Below are 19,583 nucleotides of genomic sequence, written 5' to 3' on the forward strand. Positions count from 1 at the left end.
CGGGGGGCCCGCGCCACCCGGGGGCCCCCCTCGCGATCGGGCGCCCCCACACCCCGCGCCCGGCCCGGGGGGCCCGCCCCCCGCCCGGGGGGGGGGCCCCCCCGGCCGCGCGACAGATAGCGCATCGTTGCCGCCTGCGTCGTCAACTGGTCGAGCGCGACGCCGATGAATTCGATGAACATCATCTCGACCACCGGCTTCAGGCCGCAGACGGCAGCACCGACCGCGGCACCCATGAACGCCATTTCCGAAATCGGTGTGTCGATCACCCGTTCGGGGCCGTGCGTGGCAAGCAGCCCCTCGGTCACCTTGAACGGACCGCCGGCGGCGGCGATGTCTTCACCCATGACGATGACGCTGGGGTCATCCGTCATTGCATCGTCAAGCGCCCGCAGAACCGCTTGCCGTATCCAGATTTTAGCCAAGGTTCAGACCTCCCAATGCACTGCTCGGATCGTCGATAGCGTCGGCGAAATCATCGCAGCGGAAAAGATTTGGAAACGTTTTTATCGGCACTGGCGTCATTCCGGTTTGTAGCTGCCGAAGGCTTGGGCACTTTCGATGAGCTCGACGCGGAAGCCGTCCGGGTCGATCAGGTAAACCGCCTTGCCGCCCTTGTTCGGCCCGATCGTCGGTGTCACCGGCGGCGACACGGATTTGACGCCCATCGCCGTCAGTTTTTCGTAGAACGACATGAGGTCATCGACGTTGAAGGCGATGTGGCCATTGCCGACATTGCCGTTATGCATGTCGACGGGAATCTGCTCGACATTGCGGTATTCCAGAAGCTCGAGGCAGACGTCGGTACCGGGCAGGCGCAGGATGGCGCTGTGCAGGTCGACTTCTGGATAGCCGACCAATTCGCCGATATAGGGCGCACGCGGGTTCCATTGGAACGCCAGCTCGAATCCGAGCACGTCGCGATAGAACGCGATCGAGCGGTCGAGCGAGCGCACGGTGAAGCCGGTGTGATGGGCTTTCGTGATCCTGGCCATTCCGTCTGCGCTCCTTTGGTCAGGCGTTCAGATAGCCGTCGTCGCACATGACGACATGGCCGGTGACCAGTTCCGAGGCGTCGCTGGCGAGGAACACCGCCGTGCCGATCAGTTCGCGCGGCAAGCCGAGTCGCGGCCGCGGCATACGCGCCTTGATGAAATCGGCGGTGATCGAGCTTGTCGCTCCCGCCGCCCTGGTCAGCGGCGATTCCATCAGTGTCGGCCCGATGCCGTTGACCCTGACGCCGCGGTCGCGCCACTCGAGCGCCAGTGCGCGGGTGACCTGCAGGACGCCGCCCTTCGACGCGAGATAGGCGCTCGCCCAGGGATAGGCTTTGAACGAGCCGATCGAGGCGATGTTGATGATCGAGCCCTTGTTCTGGCCGAGCATCACTCCGCCAAAGGCCTGGCAGCAGAAATACGTGCCCTTCAGGTTGAGGTCGAGGATGAAGTTGAATTTGTCCTCGGGGAACTCCTCGGCCGGGCTGCGGAAGGCCGAGCCGGCGCTGTTGACCAGTATGTCGACATGCCCGTGACCGCGCTTGACCGCCTCGGCCAAGGCGAAGCACTGGTCGCGCTTGGTGACATCGAGGCTGGCGACCTCGGCTTTGCCACCCTGTTCGGCGATCGTTGCGCGCGTCGCTTCGGCGCCGGCCATGTTGATGTCGGCAACGATGACGGTGACGCCCAATTGCGCGTAGCCGATCGCGATCGCGGCACCCAGCCCGCTGCCGCCGCCGGTGACGACGGCGACGCGGCCGGAGAGGTCGAAGAGGCCCGCTGCATAATTGGCGGGAACGGTCTGGTCGTCGGTCATCGCTATGCCCGTGTCTAGGCCGCTCCACGGCGGCTTTGGTCAGTCGAGAATGTGGTCGGGATCCTGGTGCGGTTGGCTCAGCGCCCATTCCCGGTTGATCATGTCGCCGAAGCCAGGTTTGGCAGGAAGCGGCTTCATCAGCCCGCCCTTGATGATTTCGGGTTGCACCAGGCTGTCCGCATAGGGGTCGACGCCGCTCCACGGCACGCCCCATTCGACCGGCTTGTCGGAAAAGCCCCAGGCGCTGAACACCTGGCTGTGCACATGCGCGAACATGTGCGGACCGAAATCGACGCCCGCGGCAAGGCACTCGTCGATGATGGCGCGGCCGCCGGTAATCCCACCCATGCAGGTCAGGTCGACGCGCACGCGGTCGACGGAGCCGGCCATGATTAGCGCTTCGGGATAGTAGGAGCCGCCCTGTTCGTCGCCTTGCCAGATCGGCATCGGCACGCGTTTGCGCAGTTCGGCGAGCTTCCTGGCGTTTCCCGGCGGGAAGATGTCTTCGATGCAGCCCATATTGAGATCGGCGAGGCGGTTGGCATAGGCGGCAGCCGCGTCGACGTCCGAGAACATCCAGACCAGATCGGTGCCGAGCCAGGCGTCCGGCGCGTTCCTGCGCGCGGCGCGCAGCCGCGCTTCGGATTCATCCAGCGTGACGCCCATTGGCGCCTTGAACCGGCGCCAGCCCGCGGTATAGAGCCCTTTCACCTGCTCGCCGATCTGCTGCGGGTTCATCAGCGCCGGCGGGTAGCCGACGATCGCGGTTGCCGGCATTGGCGCGGTTGTTCCGCCGAGGAACTCGGCGATCGACTTGTCCGCTATCTTTGCTGCCGCGTCCCATGCGGCGAGGTCGACCTGCGACAGCGCGCGCAAGCCGACACCGGCGCTGTGCGAACCGTAGCTGCGCCCCTTGGCTGTCTTGAAGGTCTTCACGCGGTCGCCAACGTCGGTACCGATATAAACTGGGGCGATGCTCTTGCGGATCTGCTCGGCGCAGGCGCCATCCCGCGTCAGCGTGAACGACCAGCCCTCATGGCCGGACTGCGTGCGCAGCCGCACGACCACGAATTCCCTTTGCTTCATCACCCAGTCGCCAAAGATCACCGGCGCCGGCAATTGGCCCTGTATGGCGGCGACCCTGATATCGACGATAGTTGAAGGACCAGGCATTCCATCCCCTCCCAAGGACCCCGGCCGACCCGGGAAAGCGGAGCAACCATAGCCCCGCGAGGCGGTTTGGTCAACCGATTGATCTGGTCTGGTCAAACGATTGACATAGATTCTCGAATTGCCTAGTCTCGCGCCACAATTTCTGGTGCGGGACCGCTTTTGTCGGCAGTCGCCAACGGTGCGAAATGCGCTCCTGCATCGCCCGCGCCTGGCTGCTTGCAGGCCGTTGCGCAGGGAAGGGTGTTGATGGGATCGATCAGCCTGCAGAAGGTCGGCAAGCTCTATGGCGCCGTTTCGGCGGTCCATGGCGTCGACCTTGAGGTCGAGGACGGCGAGTTCGTCGTCTTCGTCGGCCCGTCCGGCTGCGGCAAGTCGACATTATTGCGCATGATCGCTGGGCTGGAATCCATCACCACCGGCAAGATCAGCATCAATGGCAAGGTGATGAACGAGGTGTCGCCGCGCGATCGCGACATTGCCATGGTCTTCCAGAACTATGCGCTCTACCCGCAAATGACGGTGCACGAGAACATCGCCTTCGCGCTGCAGTTGCGTAAATTTGCCAGGGCCGAGATCGACCGCCGCGTCAGCGAAGCGGCGCGCATTCTCGACCTCACCGATCTGCTTGAGCGTAAGCCGCGCGAGCTCTCCGGCGGCCAGCGGCAGCGTGTCGCCATGGGCCGCGCCATTGTGCGCGATCCGGAGGCTTTTTTGCTCGACGAGCCGCTCTCCAATCTTGACGCGAAATTGCGCGTCCAGCTACGCGCCGAGCTCAGCCGCCTGCATGCGCGGCTCGGCGTCACCACAATCCATGTCACCCACGATCAGGTCGAAGCGATGACGCTCGGCAGCCGCGTCGCCGTCTTTTCGCGCGGCGCGCTGCAGCAGTACGACACGCCGCACGCGCTCTATCACGCGCCGTCCAACATTTTCGTTGCCGGTTTCATCGGCAGCCCGGCGATGAATTTCCTGGAGGCAACGGTAGTCGATGCCGGGCGCGGCAAGATGGTCGTGTCCATCGGCGACGGTCGGCTGGTTGTGACACCGAAGTCGGATGCCCACGACCTCCCGGCCGGCAGAACATTGCTGGTCGGCCTCCGGCCGGAGCACCTGTCATGGCGGCCTGCAGGCGAAGCTTCGGCCGGCGGGGGGGCAGCAAGCTGTCTGGCCGCCCGTGTCGAGCTGGTCGAACAGCTCGAACCTGAATCCTTCATCGCGGTGGCTCCAGCCAATCCCCAGGTCGTCATCCGCACCGCTGATGATTATTCGATCGGCACTCCCGCCGATCCGGCCGAGCTGGTGCGCCGGGATGCCCGCCTGATCGTGCTTCGCGTCAGCGCCGACAAGGTGCCGCGCCGCGACACGATGCTGGAACTCGTCATCGATGGTAGCCGCGCGCATCTCTTCGACGGCACCACGGGCAAGGCGCTGTGATGAGAACGCGTGCCGCCTCGAATTTCACCGAAGTCTTTGCGCTCGATCTTGGCGGGGGTCTTGTCGTCTGGCAACGAAGAAGTGGGTGTTTTCAAGCGCCCATCCGCTGTGAGGCCTGGCTGGCAGCCGGCGGACTTCCTTCAATCCTCGCCTTACGGACGGAGAACTGACGATGCGTTCCACACTCAAGATGCCCAAAGTCGGCGATGCCGTCGATGAAGTCGTCATCAGCGAAATCCAGGCCAGCATCGGTGCCAAGATCACCGAGGGGCAAACCCTGTTCACGGTGGAGACCGACAAAACCCAGGTCGAGGTTCCCGCACCCTTCGCCGGAACCGTCATCGAGATATTGATCGCTGTCGGCGATGACGTGAGGACCGGCGCCCCGACCCTGGTGCTCGAGGTCTGACATGCCGAGGGTTCATTCGGCCCGCGACGAAAGGTTTGGCTCGTATCTCGACGACTACGAGATCGGCGACGTGTTCAAGCACTGGCCGGGCAAGACCGTTACCGAGGCCGATGACCACCTGTTTTGCCTGCTGACCATGGCGGCCAGCCCGCTCCACATCGACCGCCATTTCGCCGAGACCGAAATGGCGCAAGGCCGCAATGTCGTCGTCGGCACCTATGTCTACTCGCTGCTTCTCGGCATGAGCGTACCCGACATTTCCGGACGCGCGGTCGCCAATCTCGGCCTCAGCGAGCTGCGCCATCTCGCTCCGTTGTTCCATGGCGATACGCTCTATGGCGAGACCGAAATACTGGCGCAGCGTCCATCCGCCTCCAGGCAGGGCGAGGGGGTTTTGACCGTTCGCACGGATGGGTTCAACCAGGACCGGCTCAAAGTCTGCACATTCACGCGCTCGGTCCTGCTGCCGCTGCGCCCCGGGAAGGACGCGTGATGGACAAGCCGGCTCCGCCAGCGACCAAGACCGTGCCGAAGGCCGAAGCGTCGGGGCCGCTCGACGGCGTCCGCGTCATCGAGCTGGCCACCGTCGTAGCCGGGCCGGGTGCCGGCCGTTATCTTGCTGATTTCGGCGCGGAGGTCATCAAGGTCGAGGGGCCGGGTGGCGACCCGACCCGCCGCATGGGGTGGACCGGTCCGGGGGAAACGGATTCCTATTTCTGGAAACTGGTCAACCGCAACAAGCAGGTCATTGCGCTCGACCTCAAGACCGATACCGGCAAGGAAAATCTCTGGTCGCTGCTGCTCGACGCCAACGTACTGATCGAGAACATGCGGCCGGGCAAGCTCGAGGCGCTGGGTTTTGCGCCGGACGAACTGCTGCGCCGCAATCCCAGGCTGGTGATCCTGCGCATCACCGGTTTCGGCCAGGATGGTCCCTATGCCATGCATCCGGGCTTCGCCACGATTGCCGAGGCGATGAGTGGGTTTTCCGGGCTCCTCGGCGAGGCCGGGGGCCCGCCGCTTCTGCCGCCGATCGCCATGACCGACGAAGTCACCGCCCTTGTCGGCGCCTTTGCGGCACTGGCGGCGCTGCGTCATGCCGAGCGGACAGGCGAAGGCCAGACAGTCGACGTCAATCTGCTCAACTCGATGTTCCAGATCATGGGGCCGTTACCGTCCGCCTATGCCCATCTCGGCTATCTGCAGCCGCGGCTCGGCTCCGGCATCCCCTACACCGTCCCGCGCGGCACCTATCGCTGCGCCGATGGCGTGTGGGTGGCGATTTCGAGCTCGTCCGATTCAGTCGCCCGCCGCGTCCTGGCCTTGATCGGTCACGGTGACGATCCCCGCTTTGCCGGCTTCCAGGCCCGCAGCCAGAACCGCGAGGCATTGGAGGCCTATGTCGCCGCCTGGGTCGCCGGCCGGCCATCCGAGGAGGTGCTGCGCGAGTTCCGCCGCGTCGATGCGGCAATCGCCAAGGTCCTTGACATGAAGGACATCTTTGACGACGAGCATTTCCGCGCCCGCGGTATGATCGCCGAAGTGGACGGCGTGGTGATGCAGAATGTCGTTGCCGGCATGTCGAAGACACCCGGCCGCCTGCGTCATCAGGGCCGTCCGTTCGACGCCGATACCGAGGCGGTGCTCGCCCGCTTCGCTGGGGGTCGGGGAGCCGCAAAGAAGCCGACGCAGAAGACCTGAACCACTTCAGTCCGGCGCGAGATTTCGGCGCAGCAATTTGCCGTTGGCGCTGCGCGGCAGGCTCGGCATGAAGAACACCTGTTTCGGCCGTTTGTAGGCGGCGAGCCTTTGCCCCGCCAGGGCGACGATATCTTCGGCGCTGACGCTGACGCCTGCCTTGCGCACGACATAGGCCGCGATGACCGAGACATCGTCGCGCACCCGGTGTTCGGCAACGGCGATCTCGGCGACGCCGGGGCAGGGCGCAAGCGCTGCCTCGACTTCCAGCGGCGAGACGCGGAAGTCGCCAGCATTCATCATGTCGCGTTCGATTTTCAGTTTCGCGACATGGAAAACCCGGATTCTGGCGGCGACAATACGCGACGTGGCGCGCGTTTCCGGCGTGTCCGTCGGAACCGTTTCACGGAGCTTGAACGCGCCTGAGACTGTCAGGCCGGAGACGTTGGGGAAGGTACGCGCTGCAATCCAGTCGCTCGGCTTCCAGCCCGATTCGCGCGCCCAGAACATGCGCCGTCGAAACACCATGACGGTTGGTTTCGTGATCGACGACATTGCCAATCCCTGGCATGCCAGTTGCTTCAAGGCGGTGGACGCGGAAATGCGCCAGCGCGGCTATTCGCTTTACCTGATGAGCACCAACGGCCGGGCCACCGAGGAGGCGGCGGCGATCGGCATGCTGCAGCATGGGCGGGCCGACGGCATGATCATGACCATCAACAACGAACAGGATGCGCGCACCATCAAGCGCTTGAAGGAGTTGCGGATTCCATCAGTACTGCTCGATCGCGACGTTCCGCTCGAGATCGACGCGGTGCTGACCGAGCACGCCGCCGGGTTACGGCAGGCGACAAGCTATCTGATCGAACTCGGGCACCGTCGCATTGCCATCATCACGGCCGGCAGCGACATCAGGCCGGGCCGTGAACGGGGTGCGCGGCTTCGTCGAGGCGTTCCAGCGCAGCGGCCTGCCGGTGCCGCAGGACCTGATCCGCTCGCAAAGCCTCTCGGTGGACTTCGGTTTCCGCGAGGCCACCGCCCTGTTCCAGATGAAGGAGCGTCCAACCGCCATCATCGCCGCCGGCAACCGCATTCTGGTCGGCGTGCTGCGCGCCATCCAGCAGCAAGGCGTTTCGGTCCCGGGCGATATCTCGCTGATCGGCTGCGACAGGTCGGACGTCGCGCTGCTTTATCCCGGCCCGATCACGCTCATCGACCGGGCCGTCGAGGAGATCGGCCGCACCGCAGCACAGCTTCTGCTGGAGCGGCTCGGCCGCCAGAGCGAGCGGCCGGCGCAACGCATCGCCTTTCCGACCCATCTGATCCTCGGCGGCTCCTGCTTGCCCGTCCCGAAATAGAGGCGGTTCACGGCCTGGTTACTGCCGAATTGGATCGTTCTCTATTCAGATCAGGTCGGCTCTGGCGAGGTCGCGCATCAGATGGCTGGCGCCATAGGTCCAGTGCGGGCAGTCGGGTGACAGCCGCACGCGGTTGACCAAGGCGCCGAACTTGTCCGACGAGATGGTGACGATGTCGCTGACCTTGTGGGTAAAACCCTTGCCTTTTTCGCCGCGATCCTTCGACGGCACGAACATCGTGCCGAGATAGAGCGCGAGCCCGTCCGGGTACTGGTGGTGCGGCCCCATGGCGGCTGCGACCAGCTCTTCCGGCGAACGGCTGATCTCGGCCATCGAACTGGCGCCCTCCAGCGAGAACCCGTCCTCGCCCTCGACCTTCAGCCGTACGACCGCCTTCTTCACGTCGCCGATGGAAAATGTCTCGTCGAACAGCCGGATAAAGGGGCCAAGTGCTGCCGAAGCGTTGTTGTCCTTGGCTTTGCCGAGCAGGAGCGCCGAGCGTCCCTCGACGTCGCGCAGATTGACGTCGTTGCCGATCGTCGCCCCGACAATCCTGCCGCTGCTGGCGGCAATCATGGCGATCTCCGGCTCCGGATTGTTCCATGTCGAAACCGGATGCAGGCCAACATCGGCGCCGAAGCCGACCGAGGCCATCGGCTGGCATTTGGTGAAGATCTCGGCATCGGGCCCGATGCCGACTTCCAGATATTGCGACCAGGCGCCGCGCGCGATCAGCTTGGCCTTGATCTCCATCGCTTCCGGCGAGCCGGGTTTGAGCTTCGACAGATCGTGGCCGATCAGCCCGGCGATGTCGGCTCGAATGGCGTCCGCCTTCTCCGCCGAGCCGCGCGCCTGTTCCTCGATGACGCGCTCGAGCAGGCTGACGACAAAGGTAACGCCAGACGCCTTGATCGCCTGCAGGTCGACGGGGGACAGTAGGTACGGCGTTCCCGGATCGCGCGCTGTCTCGAAACTGTTGGCGGCAATGGCTTCGAGCGGGCCGATCGGCCGCCCCTTGGCCGAGCGGACGTGTCCTGCCGGATCCGGCAATTCGCAAATGTCGCGTACGGTCGGTGCCACATTTGACGTGATGTCGAAGACCGTGCCGTCGCGCACCGTGACCACCAGCGGATGGGAAGCATCGCTCGTCCGGGCGCGGCCTACGAAGAGGCCCTCGGCGGGCAAATGTGTGGCGTTCGTCATGACTTACGTTTCCTGTTGTCTTGTCCTTGGGCCGCGGCACTTTCAACAAATTCCCGCCAAACGTCTATCCCGCTTCCAGGGTGAGCTTTGTCAATTCTTTCCAGCGGTCTTCGCATCGCTGGACCTTGATCGAGCCTGACGTGCGCCAATGGCCATGGAAAACGCTCTTTCAAAATAATGAAATCGTCGCTAGGGTTTTCACTTACTGAAATCTCCAGGTGACGCTTGCGCTTACGGTTTTCCGATCCAATCTGGCAAAAGCCGCGGACAGCAACCGCGTTCCAGTCGCTTTTTCCAGCCGGCCGACGCGTCGATGTCGTCATCGTCGGCGGCGGCATCATGGGGCTGTCGACGGCCTTGCACGCCGCCCGGCTCGGTCTTGCCGTCCAGGTGCTGGACGCCGGCGAAATCGGCAATGGCGCATCCGGCCTGAACGGCGGTCAGGTCATTCCCGGCCTGAAATACGATCCGGACTGGCTGCTGGAGCATTTTGGTCTGGAGCGCGGCGAAGCGCTCGTCAACTTTGCCGCCTCGACCGCTGACACCGTCTTCGAATTGATCCGCGACGAAGGACTGGCGGTGCCGTTCGTCCGTAATGGCTGGATCCAGGCGGCGCATACCGGGACCGCGCTAAAAGCGGCGGCAAACCGGGATCGGCAGTGGCGCGCCCGCGGCGCCGATGTCCGGCTGCTGAGCGCGACGGAGATTGCGACGATGACCGGCGCGCAAGGCTATCTCGGCGGCTGGCTCGATCGCCGCGCCGGTGTCATCGATCCGCTCGCCTACACGTCGGAACTGGCGCGCGTCGCTGCCGCGGCGGGCGTGAAGATCGCCGAACGCCAGAACGTGATGCAGATCAGCAAGGATGCTGGCATTTGGCACGTTTCGGCGGAAAGCGGCGCCGAACTGAAGGCCAAGGTGGTCGTTCTGGCGACCAACGCCTATACCGGCGGCCTGCTCCCCGGCCTCGCCGAGACGATCGTTCCGCTGCATTCCTTCCAGATCGCGACAGCGCCGCTATCGTCCAATCTCGCTGCGGCGATCCTGCCGGAAGGGCAGGCGGTTTCGGATTCGCGCCGCATCCTCGTCTATTACCGCAAGAGTGCCGACGGCCGGCTGGTGCTCGGCGGGCGCGGCCGCATGGCTTTGCCGAACGGCCCGGCCGACTGGGCGCATCTTGAACGCGCTCTGCTGCGGCTTTATCCGGCGCTGTCAGACATTGCCATTGAAAAGCGGTGGTTCGGCAGGGTGGCAATGACGCCGGACCATCTCCCGCATATCCACGAGCCAGAGAAGGGTCTCCTGGCGGTCGTCGGCTGCCAGGGCCGCGGCATCGGCCTGATGACCGCGCTTGGCGAGCGCATCGCCTCCTATCTGTCGAGCGGCGACACCAGGCAATTGCCGTTCCCGATATCGCCGATCCGGCCGATCCCTTTTCACGCGTTTCGGCAGGTCGGCGTTGCCGCGACCATCGCCTGGTACCGGATGCTGGACGCGTTCGAACGCTGACTTTCATTCCCAAGCGTGAAACAGCTTGACAGTTTCACCAATATGAAAAAAGCTTAGTCGATTTCAAATTTCGACGGACAGTCAATGTCGACCATTGCCGCAACGCAGCCGCTGCCGGAAACCCGGTCTTCGCCAGGCTTCCGTTTCGCTATGCTGCTGCCCGGCGGGCTGGTCACCTTTCTGCTGATCCTTTTCGCCCTTGGCTTGGTGTTCTTCCTTGCCTTCCGCGGCAATGACGGCTCGCTGCTGGGGGCTGGTTTTACCCTTGCGAATTTCGTCACTGTGGCCACCGATCCACTGTACTGGACGGTGACGCTGCGCTCGCTGGGCATCGCCGGCCTGGTCACGCTCGCAACCGTCGTCACCGCCTATCCCGTCGCCTATTATCTGGCTTTCCATGCCGGGCGGCGGCGTGGGCTGCTGCTGTTCCTGCTGACCCTGCCGTTCTGGACCAGCTATCTCCTGCGCGTCTTCGCCTGGAAGATAGTGCTTGCCTATAATGGCGTGCTGAACTCGGCGCTGATTGAAAGCGGCATCTGGTCGGAGCCGACATTGGCGTTCTTGAATACGCCGGCAGCAGTCGTCGTCACGCTCGCCCACGCTTATGCGCCATTCGCTATCCTGCCCATCTACGTGGCGCTAGACACGATCCCGAAATCGCTGCTCGAAGCCGCTTCCGATCTCGGCGCAAAACCGTTCACCAGCTTCCGCCGCGTCGTGCTGCCCAATTCGATGCCTGGCGTGCTGGCTGCGGCCCTCGTCGTTTTTGTGCCGACCGTCGGCGACTACGTCACCCCGGCGCTGGTCGGCGGCCCTGCCAGCACGATGATCGGCACACTGATCCAGGCCGAGTTCGGCAAGGCCAATGACTGGCCGTTCGGCGCCGCACTCGCCGTCGCCGTCATGCTGGTCATTCTCGCCGTGGTGCTGGTGGTGCGCTTCGCCGACCGCCGATACAGCAGCCGCACATGAACGGGACGCGTATCGATGCAAGGCAGGGCGGCGGCTGGCTCGGTGCCTATGTCCTTGCCTATCTGGTGTTCCTGTATTTGCCGATATTGCTGATCCCGCTGTTTTCCTTCAACAATTCCGTCCAGGCGGCATTTCCCCTGCAAGGCTTTACGCTTGAATGGTACGGCACGCTGTTAGGCAATTCGGCGCTGTCCGGTGCGCTCGCCAACAGCCTCGTCATCGGCGCCATTGCCGCCACCGGCGCCACGCTCTGTGGCATCACGGTGTCCTATATGGACCTCTACGGACGCTCGCCGCTGGCCGCCACCATCAGTGCCATAGCGCGGCTGCCGATCCTGATCCCAGGCGTCATCGTCGGCATATCGCTGCTCATCCTGGTCAACCTCGCCGGCTTTGGGCCGTCGCGCATTGCCATTGTGCTCGGCCACATATTGGTGGCGCTGCCGGCGACGGTGGTGGTCATGCGCAGCCGCTTCGCCGTCATTCCGAAGACCATCCGTGAGGCAGCACTCGACCTGGGCGCCTCCGACTGGACGACCTTCAGGCGGGTGATGCTGCCACTCAGCCTGCCCGCCATTATTTCGGCGTTCATGCTGGCCTTCCTGAGCTCGTTCGACGAGTTCATCGTCGCCTTCTTCCTTGCCGGCACCGAGCCGACGCTGCCGCTTTATATCTGGAGCCAGCTGCGCTTCCCAAAATCGCTGCCGACCGTCATGGCGCTGGGCACGGCGATCCTGGCCGTGTCCTTCGTCACCGCCGCACTCGCCGAAATCCTGCGCCATCGCGGGCTCGCTGCCACCCGGCGGTCAGCGCCCGCCAGCCTGTCAAAACCAGAAGAAACCGAAAGAGGAGAACTGCAATGGCATTCGACCTGAAATCGATAACGACAAAGGCAGCGAAAACCGGACTGGCCGCCTTCGCACTGGCGCTTGCGTCGACTGTCGCCTTTGCCGGCGACAAGCTGCAATATTTCACCTGGTCGGGCTATGAGCTGCCCGACTTCAACAAGAGCTTCCTCGCCGTGCACCCCGATGGTGTCGAAGCCTCGATGTTCGGCGACGACGATGACGCCTTCACCAAGGTCAAGGCCGGCTTCCGCCCCGATGTCGCGCACCCATGCTATGACAAGGTGGCGCGCTGGAACAAGGAAGGCCTGCTGCAGCCGATCGACACCAAGCGCATCAAGAACTGGGATTCGATCTTCCCGGTCTTCAAGAACCTGCCCGACCTGCAGGCCGGCGACGGCAAGGTCTGGATGGTGCCGTGGGACTGGGGCAACACCTCGATTCTCTACCGCACCGATCTGGTGAAGAACCCGGAAGCGAGCTGGAACCTGCTCTGGGACAAGCAATATGCCGGGCGCATGGCGACCATCGATGCCGTCCACGATACTCCGGTGGTGGCGGCCCTTCTTGCCGGCGTCAATCCATTCGACATGACGGCGGAACAGATGGACAAGGTTGCGGAGAAACTGCGCGAGCAGCGCCCGCTGCTCTCGAACTACACCACCGACATGACATCGGTTGAACAGGCGCTGGCGAGCGGGCAGTTGGTCGCCGCCATGACCTGGAACGCATCGGCCACGTCGCTGAAGAAGCAAGGCGTGCCTGTCGAGTTCATGAAGCCGAAGGAAGGCATGCTTACCTGGGCTTGTGGTTTCGTCATGCTCAAGGATGCAAAGAACGTCGACCTCGCCTATGACTTCATCAACAGCCGGCTGGAAACGGACTCAGGCAAATACCTGATCCAGGCCTACGGCTATGGCAGCTCGACCAGGTCGGCTTTCGCTGCCGTGCCGAAGGAGGAGCTGGAGAAATTGCAGCTGCCGTCCGATCCGGAAGTGATGCTGAAGACCACCATCTTCACCGGGCCGATGAAACAGAATGATGAACTCGCCAAGATGTTCGAGAAGGTCAAGGCGGGCGGCTGAGCCTGCTTCTTCCTTCTCCCCTTGGGGAGAAGGTGTCGCCGAAGGCGACGGATGAGGGGTGTTCCAGATGGCACCGACGGCACTCCGCCCAACACCCCTCATCCGTTTCGGCGCTTCGCGCCTATCCACCTCCTCCCACAAGGGGAGAAGGGGAAACCTTACCAAACAAGGACGAACGAATGGACATGCTGGACGAAGCGGCTGAGAAGCCGAAGGACGACGCCGACGTCAGGGTCGGCCGGCGCGTGCGGGCGCTAAGGCTGGAGCGTAATCTCTCGCTGGCCGAACTTGCAGCCAAAGCCGGCGTCTCGATCGGAGCGCTGAGCCAGATCGAGCGCGGCATGTCGTCATTGCGGGTCCGAGTGATCTGGCCGCTCGCCGCCGCCCTCGACATCGAGCCGTCCGCGCTGATCGCCGACGGCAACGACGCCGGCAACGATCTTTATTGTGTGCGCGCCAACAGCCGGCGGCAGATCCCGGTCAAGTCGGAAGGCATTGCCAAGGCACTGCTGTCGCCGCCGGCCGCTACGCTGACCGGCATGCTGGTGACGGTGGAGGCCGGTGGCGGCACCGCCGAAGCCTACGCCCATGCAGGCCATGAATTCGGGTTCGTCCTTTCGGGCGAGGTCGAGCTGGTGGTCGATTCGACCAGATACGGCCTGAAGGCCGGCGACAGCTTCGCCTTCAAGAGCACCTTGCTGCATGCCTTCCGCAATCCGGGCAGCGAGCGCTGCCAGATCCTGTGGGTCAACACGACCAAACCGTCCGAGGTTCGCGATGGCGCCTGATCCGCTCGTCCGGCTGGACAAGGTCTCCAAGATATTCCCCGGCAGCATCGTCGGGCTCGATGCCGTCGATCTCGATATTTCGCGCGGCGAGTTCCTGACCCTGCTCGGACCATCCGGCTGCGGCAAGACCACCAGCCTGCGGGTCATCGCCGGCTTCGAAAGCCCGTCGAGCGGCAAGGTTCTGCTCGAAGGCCGCGACATCAGTGCGCTCAGGCCCTTCGACCGTCCGGTCAATACCGTATTCCAGGACTACGCGCTGTTCCCGCACATGAACGTCGCCGAAAATGTCGGCTTCGGCTTGTCGCTGCGCAAGCTCTCCGGTGCCGAACAGGCAAAGCGCGTCGGCGCAGCGCTCGACATGGTCGGCCTTGCTGAAAAGCTCGGCGCCCGCGTGTCCGAATTGTCGGGTGGCCAGCGCCAGCGCGTCGCGCTTGCCCGCGCCATCGTCTGCGAACCGCGCGTGCTGCTGCTCGACGAGCCGTTGTCGGCGCTCGATGCGCATCTGCGCGAACAGATGCAGGTCGAATTGAAGCGACTGCAGTCGCGCCTCGGCACCACTTTCGTCATGGTCACGCACGACCAGACCGAGGCGCTGTCGATCTCTGATCGCATCGTCGTCATGAACAAAGGCCGCATCGAGCAGATTGCGCCGCCGGCGACCCTCTACGACCGGCCCGCCACCAAATTCGTTGCCAGCTTCATCGGCACGATGAACCTTCTGCAGTCGCGCTTCGTCGGCCGTGACGGCGAGCGCTTGCGGTTCGCCGCCGGCGCCCTGCCGCTGGAAGCGGTTTCGGAGACGGGCGAACTGCCTGGCGAGGGCACGGTGCGCACCATCGGCGTGCGTCCGGAGGACCTTTTGGCGACGACAGAGGCCGCGGCCGGTACTGCACCGGTGCGGGTGAACAGCATCGTCTTTCACGGCCGCACCTTGCGCCTTCATGCAGAGCTGGGGCAGGGGACACAGGTGGTGATCGACGCGCCGCGCCGGGCGGAGGGTTTTCAATTCAGCGTCGGCGACGTGGCGCATATCAGCCTGCGCCGTGGCGCCAACTGCCCTATGCTGTCCAGCTAGGCAACGGCCGCGAATACGCCGACCGGGCGATCCACGATTTCCTCGAGATCAAGGGCATCATCGGCTACGGCGCCTGAGCCATCAACATACGGCCGACCGAAATGTGGTTGCGAGCATTGATGCTGCCAGCACCAGCGCTCGTATCATTTCCGTTGATTTGTTCTCTTTTTGTTCTATTCTGCTTGGCTGGGCGGGAATGGCTTTTTAGAGGAGCAATGACATGAATGAGCTGCCCGCATTCAGGATCACCGAAAACGGCCAAGCCGTTTTCAACTGGCAGGAACTGGATCGGCGCTGGAACGACCGACTGTTCTTCGCCATTCTTCTTGAAAGCACGATCGCCGTGCCGCTTGCACGCCGGGCAGCCGTCTGGCGGCGAGAATCGGGACTGCGAGGGCAAGCGTTTCCGGCAGAACGCCTGCACATCTCGCTTGTTGGGCTCGGCGATTATGATGGACTGCCGGAGGAATTGGTCGAAATCGCCCGCCACGTCGCCTCGATGGTCCAGGCGAAACCGTTTGAGGTGTCGTTCGATCGGTTGTCGGCTTTCGGCGGCGGTGCGTTGGTGCTGCGTGGCAGCGACGGCGTCCCGCCGCTGCAAGCGTTCTGGCGCAATCTTACCGCCCTGATCGCCGACAGCCCGCTGAAGCCCTTTGTGGGGAGCTCCTTTGAACCTCATGTTACATTGCTTCGTGACAAATTGCGGGTTCAAAGGGTTCGAGAACGGGCGATCGAACCCATCAGCTGGACCGTACGTGACTTTGTGCTCATCCGCAGTCTGATCCGGCAAGGCCGGTACGAAGAGCTCGGGCGCTGGCGGTTGAACGGCCACGACGATTCCGTGGCCGCAATGTGAGCCAAGCCAGGGTCCCCTCAGATCGTCTTGACGTAGCCCGCCAACTGATCCGCCACCGTGCCCCAGCCGTCGTAAAAGCCCATCTCCTCGTGGCTGTTGCGCGTGGCTTCGTCGCGGTGGATAGCGGTCGCGGTGTAGCGCGTCGCCTCGCCCTGCGATTGCAGCGATATGACGGCTGTGATGAATGGGTCGCCTGACGGCCGGTAGCCGGGCAGCAGCGCATCGGTCCACACCAGCCGCTCGTTCTGGACGATCTCGAGGTAGCAGCAACGCCTGTCGTTGACCTCCTTGCCGTCGGGCGACTGCATGCGGGTGCGGAACAGACCGCCGGGCCGCAGGTCGATCTCGCAATCGGTGATGATCCACGGCTTCGGCGTGAACCATTGGCGGACATGCTCGGGCTTCGTCAAGGCCGTCCACAGCAGTTCTCGTGGCGCCTCGATCGTCCGTTCGAGCACGAGGTCGAGCTTCGGATCGGGTTGAAAAAACGCGACCATATTCATCTGTCTGTCTCCTTGAGTTTCAGCACGTAGTCGTCGAACTGGTCGAGACGGCGCTCCCACAGCTCACGCTGCTCGGCCAGCCAGCTTTCCGCGAGCTTCAGCGGCTCCGGCGCAAGCCGGTAGGTCCTGACGCGGCCGGCCTTCTCCGAACGCACCAGCCCGCAGCCTTCCAAAACCCTGAGATGCTCGATGAAGGATGGCAGGGCCATCTCGAACGGCTGGGCAAGCTCGCTGACCGAGGCGGGGCTTCGGTTCAGCCGCTCGACCACGCGCCGCCGGGTCGGATCGGCGAGCGCACGGAAAATGCCGTCGATCGGTGGGGGGCTTTCGGTCTGCAGGCTCGTCATGGTCATTTCCTTGCCTCGGCCATTCCGCGTGACCAAAATTAGCTCGGGACAATAGTTAGGAAAATTCCTTACTATTGGCAAGCGCAAAAATCACGGATGCCTGGCAAGGCAGCTGGAAAAGTGAGAGGCACGGTTTTAGGGTGCCATCAGATTCGACCGATCCGAGGAAGCGTTTTGACGATCACCATGTACGGCATCACCAATTGCGATACGGTCAAGAAGGCGCGTTCCTGGCTGGCGAGCCATGATGTTGCCTATCGCTTTCACGATTACAGGGCAGACGGGCTTGACGCGGATCGGCTGAACGGCTGGTCAGGCAAGGTCGGCTGGGAAATCCTGCTCAACAAGGCGAGCACGACGTTTCGCGAACTGTCGGAGGAGGACAGACTGGGTCTGGACGAGAACAAGGCCAAGGCGCTGATGCTGGCCAAACCGACGATGATAAAGCGACCGGTGCTGGAACTTGGCGACAGGGTTCTCGTTGGCTTCAAGCCTGATGTTTATCAGCAGGCGGTGAGTGGGAAATAGGACCGACCCGCCGCGATCCGTCGCGCCCCCTCTGTCCTGCCGGACATCTCCCACTCTAGTGGGGTGATTGGATGTCACTTCGGCGTTCGCTAGTCTCCAAAGAAGGGCGCTTTCGGCGAAGCTGCCAATCTCCCCCCCTTGGGGGCCCACGAGGGGGAGATGTCCGGCAGGACAGAGAGGGGTGCTGTCCCGCCGGCGTGACTAATTGTTCTCACGCAAATAGCTAGCCAGTGCCACCGCATTGTTGTGCGCCTCGTCATGGGCGCCGTAGAGCAGCGTCACCTTGCCTTCACGGAGCAAGGCGCGCAGTTCCGCCACCGCCTCGCCGTTCCGTTCGAGCTCATCGCGGTATCGCCGCTGGAACTCCGCCCAGCGCGCCGGCTCATGGCCGAACCATTTGCGCAACGCGTCGCTTGGCGCGATGTCCTTTAGCCAGGCCGTCAGCGCCGCGTCCTGCTTGGCGATGCCGCGCGGCCATATGCGATCGACGAGCACCCGCTGCCCGTCATCGGGCGCCGGCGGCTCATAGATGCGCTTGACCGCGAGCTCCATTGCCAACTCCGCATGGGCCAGCAGGCGCCGATGCTTGCTGGCCTTCGCTTAGCGATCCCGGGCCTAAACCCACTCGCCCTTGCGCATCACCGGCACGCGGCTGCCGTCCTTGTGGATGCCGTCTATGTCGATCTTGTCGGAGCCGATCATCCAGTCGATGTGGATGAAACTCTTGTTGCCGCCGCGCGCCGCGATCTCGTCCTGGCTGAGCGAGGCGCCGTCGACGAAGCACTTCGAGTAGCACTGGCCGAGCGCAATGTGGCAGGCGGCGTTCTCGTCGAACAGCGTGTTGAAAAACAGCAGCCCGCTCTTGGCGATCGGCGAGGAATGCGGCACCAGCGCCACCTCGCCGAGACGGCGCGAGCCTTCGTCGGTGTCCAGCACCTTTTGCAGCACATCCTCGCCCTTCGTGGCCTTGGCCTCGACAATGCGCCCCGCCTCGAAACGCACCGCAATGCCGTCGATCAGCGTGCCCTGGTAGGACAGCGGCTTGGTGCTGGTGACATGACCCTCGACGCGCCTTGCATGCGGCGTGGTGAAAACCTCTTCGGTCGGGATGTTGGGGTTGCAGGTGATGCCGTTCTTGGCGGTCGAGGCACCACCCATCCACTCGTGGCCTTCGGCCAGTCCGACGGTCAGGTCGGTGCCGGGGCCGGTGAAATGCAGTGCGTGGAAATTGTGGCCGTTCAGCCATTCGGTGCGGCTCTTCAACGCCGCATTGTGCGCCGTCCAGTTGCCGATCGGGTCTTCGACGTCCACCCGCGAGGCCGCAAAGATGGCGTCGGCTAGCTTGGCCACGGCGACGTCTTCGGCGTCGTCCGGGAAAACCTGCTTGGCCCAGGCCTGATCGGGATAGGCGACGATGTTCCAGTTGATATCGAAGCCGGTGATCTTCTCCAGCGCCGGCTGGTAAGCCATCGAATTCGCCTTGTTGGCACGCGCCACCTTTGCCGGGTCCTGAGAAGAAAGCAGCGACGGATCCTCGCCGCGCACGGCAAGCCTCGCCGCATTATTGGCGAAGGCTTTTGCCATGCCTTCAAAGAGCCAGCCGGCGGCGCGGTCGAAGCCGGCGTCGGCGCCGTAGCGGAAGCGCGCCAGCGTGATCTCGTCATCGTTGAAGATCGGCGTCACCAGGCCCGCACCTGCCTTGTAGGCGTGCTCGACGATCCGCCGCGTCAGAGGCAGCGCGGCGATAGACGAGGTCAGCACCAGATCCTGCCCCGGCTGCAATTGCAGCCCGACCTTGACGGCGACCTCCGCCAGCCTGTCGAGCTTCACCGGGTCGATGCTTGCGGAAACGCCGCGCGAATGTGTGGTCATGATCCTGCCTGCCGTGATTGGGGACTGTGTCTTACATAGACCGGCGCTACCGACCTTTCCACTCTGATGACGCCGGCAGCCCTAGGCCGTGAACTCATAAATTGGGGAAGACTGGG

Annotated in this window: 22 protein-coding genes and 2 pseudogenes; 14 read left to right on the forward strand and 10 right to left on the reverse strand. The window is 63.7% G+C overall.

The genetic code is table 11. The annotated features are described in order from the left end of the window. The 4 genes and pseudogenes from NKH71_RS11280 to NKH71_RS11295 all read right to left on the reverse strand — a co-directional run. Window positions 1-425, reverse strand: a pseudogene (locus tag NKH71_RS11280) (hypothetical protein); the annotation flags it as partial. 96 nt (window positions 426-521) lie between these two features. Next, entirely contained in the window at window positions 522-995 is a 474-nt protein-coding gene (locus tag NKH71_RS11285; RefSeq protein WP_352588929.1) for a VOC family protein, read from the reverse strand. A gap of 19 nt (window positions 996-1,014) precedes the next feature. Further along, window positions 1,015-1,812 carry an SDR family NAD(P)-dependent oxidoreductase gene (locus tag NKH71_RS11290; protein WP_352494009.1) on the reverse strand — a complete coding sequence of 266 codons (798 nt, stop codon included), beginning with the start codon at window positions 1,810-1,812 and terminating at the stop codon, window positions 1,015-1,017. 39 nt (window positions 1,813-1,851) lie between these two features. Continuing rightward, window positions 1,852-2,985 carry an enolase C-terminal domain-like protein gene (locus tag NKH71_RS11295; protein WP_352588932.1) on the reverse strand — a complete coding sequence of 378 codons (1,134 nt, stop codon included), beginning with the start codon at window positions 2,983-2,985 and terminating at the stop codon, window positions 1,852-1,854. A gap of 246 nt (window positions 2,986-3,231) precedes the next feature. Here NKH71_RS11295 and NKH71_RS11300 point away from each other — a divergent pair, with 246 nt between their 5' ends. The 4 genes from NKH71_RS11300 to NKH71_RS11315 all read left to right on the forward strand — a co-directional run bounded on the left by NKH71_RS11300 (window position 3,232) and on the right by NKH71_RS11315 (window position 6,529). Next, a complete protein-coding gene (locus tag NKH71_RS11300; protein WP_352588935.1) occupies window positions 3,232-4,419 on the forward strand; it encodes an ABC transporter ATP-binding protein in 1,188 nt (395 codons plus the stop codon). 172 nt (window positions 4,420-4,591) lie between these two features. Continuing rightward, a complete protein-coding gene (locus tag NKH71_RS11305) occupies window positions 4,592-4,828 on the forward strand; it encodes a biotin/lipoyl-containing protein (protein ID WP_023716824.1) in 237 nt (78 codons plus the stop codon). A gap of 1 nt (window position 4,829) precedes the next feature. Then, a complete protein-coding gene (locus NKH71_RS11310) occupies window positions 4,830-5,321 on the forward strand; it encodes a MaoC family dehydratase (protein ID WP_023716825.1) in 492 nt (163 codons plus the stop codon). After that, window positions 5,321-6,529, forward strand: coding sequence for a CaiB/BaiF CoA transferase family protein (locus tag NKH71_RS11315; RefSeq protein WP_352588938.1), 1,209 nt, complete (start codon window positions 5,321-5,323; stop codon window positions 6,527-6,529). The genes NKH71_RS11310 and NKH71_RS11315 overlap by 1 nt, the downstream gene beginning before the upstream one ends. A 6-nt stretch (window positions 6,530-6,535) precedes the next feature. On the opposite strand, the gene NKH71_RS11320 is transcribed toward NKH71_RS11315, so the two are convergent. Then, window positions 6,536-6,829, reverse strand: coding sequence for an AMP-binding enzyme (locus tag NKH71_RS11320; protein ID WP_084642413.1), 294 nt, complete (start codon window positions 6,827-6,829; stop codon window positions 6,536-6,538). Here NKH71_RS11320 and NKH71_RS11325 point away from each other — a divergent pair. Both NKH71_RS11325 and NKH71_RS11330 read left to right on the forward strand, forming a co-directional pair. Beyond that, window positions 6,828-7,364: pseudogene (locus NKH71_RS11325) on the forward strand (LacI family DNA-binding transcriptional regulator); the annotation flags it as partial. The gene NKH71_RS11320 and the pseudogene NKH71_RS11325 overlap by 2 nt on opposite strands. Window positions 7,365-7,449: 85 nt before the next feature. Next, a complete protein-coding gene (locus tag NKH71_RS11330; RefSeq protein ID WP_352494013.1) occupies window positions 7,450-7,884 on the forward strand; it encodes a substrate-binding domain-containing protein in 435 nt (144 codons plus the stop codon). A gap of 45 nt (window positions 7,885-7,929) precedes the next feature. Here the strand turns inward: NKH71_RS11330 and NKH71_RS11335 are convergent, their stop codons facing one another. Next, entirely contained in the window at window positions 7,930-9,087 is a 1,158-nt protein-coding gene (locus tag NKH71_RS11335; RefSeq protein WP_352588941.1) for a fumarylacetoacetate hydrolase family protein, read from the reverse strand. A gap of 225 nt (window positions 9,088-9,312) precedes the next feature. On the opposite strand from NKH71_RS11335, the gene NKH71_RS11340 reads away from it, so the two are divergent. The 7 genes from NKH71_RS11340 (at window position 9,313) to NKH71_RS11370 (ending at window position 16,217) form a co-directional block, all read left to right on the forward strand. Beyond that, window positions 9,313-10,596, forward strand: a complete 1,284-nt coding sequence (locus NKH71_RS11340) for an NAD(P)/FAD-dependent oxidoreductase (protein WP_352588943.1) — start codon at window positions 9,313-9,315, stop codon at window positions 10,594-10,596. A gap of 84 nt (window positions 10,597-10,680) precedes the next feature. Continuing rightward, window positions 10,681-11,568 carry an ABC transporter permease gene (locus NKH71_RS11345; RefSeq protein WP_352548697.1) on the forward strand — a complete coding sequence of 296 codons (888 nt, stop codon included), beginning with the start codon at window positions 10,681-10,683 and terminating at the stop codon, window positions 11,566-11,568. After that, on the forward strand, window positions 11,565-12,443 hold the full coding sequence (locus tag NKH71_RS11350; RefSeq protein WP_352548695.1) for an ABC transporter permease: 879 nt from the start codon (window positions 11,565-11,567) through the stop codon (window positions 12,441-12,443). The genes NKH71_RS11345 and NKH71_RS11350 overlap by 4 nt, the downstream gene beginning before the upstream one ends. Then, entirely contained in the window at window positions 12,428-13,498 is a 1,071-nt protein-coding gene (locus NKH71_RS11355) for an ABC transporter substrate-binding protein (RefSeq protein ID WP_352588946.1), read from the forward strand. The genes NKH71_RS11350 and NKH71_RS11355 overlap by 16 nt, the downstream gene beginning before the upstream one ends. A 179-nt stretch (window positions 13,499-13,677) precedes the next feature. Beyond that, window positions 13,678-14,286, forward strand: coding sequence for a cupin domain-containing protein (locus tag NKH71_RS11360; protein ID WP_352548691.1), 609 nt, complete (start codon window positions 13,678-13,680; stop codon window positions 14,284-14,286). Then, window positions 14,276-15,361, forward strand: coding sequence for an ABC transporter ATP-binding protein (locus NKH71_RS11365; protein WP_352548690.1), 1,086 nt, complete (start codon window positions 14,276-14,278; stop codon window positions 15,359-15,361). The genes NKH71_RS11360 and NKH71_RS11365 overlap by 11 nt, the downstream gene beginning before the upstream one ends. Before the next feature lie 220 nt (window positions 15,362-15,581). Continuing rightward, window positions 15,582-16,217 (forward strand): 2'-5' RNA ligase family protein, encoded by a 636-nt coding sequence (locus NKH71_RS11370; RefSeq protein ID WP_352895006.1) that lies wholly within the window; start codon window positions 15,582-15,584, stop codon window positions 16,215-16,217. 17 nt (window positions 16,218-16,234) lie between these two features. Here the strand turns inward: NKH71_RS11370 and NKH71_RS11375 are convergent, their stop codons facing one another. Continuing rightward, window positions 16,235-16,714 (reverse strand): SRPBCC family protein, encoded by a 480-nt coding sequence (locus NKH71_RS11375; RefSeq protein WP_023716838.1) that lies wholly within the window; start codon window positions 16,712-16,714, stop codon window positions 16,235-16,237. 2 nt (window positions 16,715-16,716) lie between these two features. Then, a complete protein-coding gene (locus tag NKH71_RS11380) occupies window positions 16,717-17,067 on the reverse strand; it encodes an ArsR/SmtB family transcription factor (RefSeq protein WP_031193345.1) in 351 nt (116 codons plus the stop codon). Window positions 17,068-17,241: 174 nt separating this feature from the next. On the opposite strand from NKH71_RS11380, the gene NKH71_RS11385 reads away from it, so the two are divergent. Continuing rightward, complete coding sequence (locus NKH71_RS11385; RefSeq protein WP_023716840.1) at window positions 17,242-17,595, forward strand: ArsC family reductase; 354 nt, start codon at window positions 17,242-17,244, stop codon at window positions 17,593-17,595. Between the two features lie 201 nt (window positions 17,596-17,796). On the opposite strand, the gene NKH71_RS11390 is transcribed toward NKH71_RS11385, so the two are convergent. Together NKH71_RS11390 and NKH71_RS11395 are read right to left on the reverse strand one after the other, a co-directional pair. Continuing rightward, the gene (locus tag NKH71_RS11390; RefSeq protein WP_023716841.1) at window positions 17,797-18,153 is read right to left on the reverse strand and encodes a DUF488 domain-containing protein; all 357 of its coding nucleotides are present in this window, start codon (window positions 18,151-18,153) and stop codon (window positions 17,797-17,799) included. A 57-nt stretch (window positions 18,154-18,210) separates the two neighbouring features. Further along, complete coding sequence (locus NKH71_RS11395; protein WP_352484077.1) at window positions 18,211-19,467, reverse strand: aminopeptidase; 1,257 nt, start codon at window positions 19,465-19,467, stop codon at window positions 18,211-18,213. Window positions 19,468-19,583 lie beyond the last annotated feature (116 nt).

It is taken from the genome of Mesorhizobium sp. M0983 (genome assembly GCF_040318975.1).
In the GTDB taxonomy this organism is placed as follows: Bacteria; Pseudomonadota; Alphaproteobacteria; order Rhizobiales; family Rhizobiaceae; genus Mesorhizobium.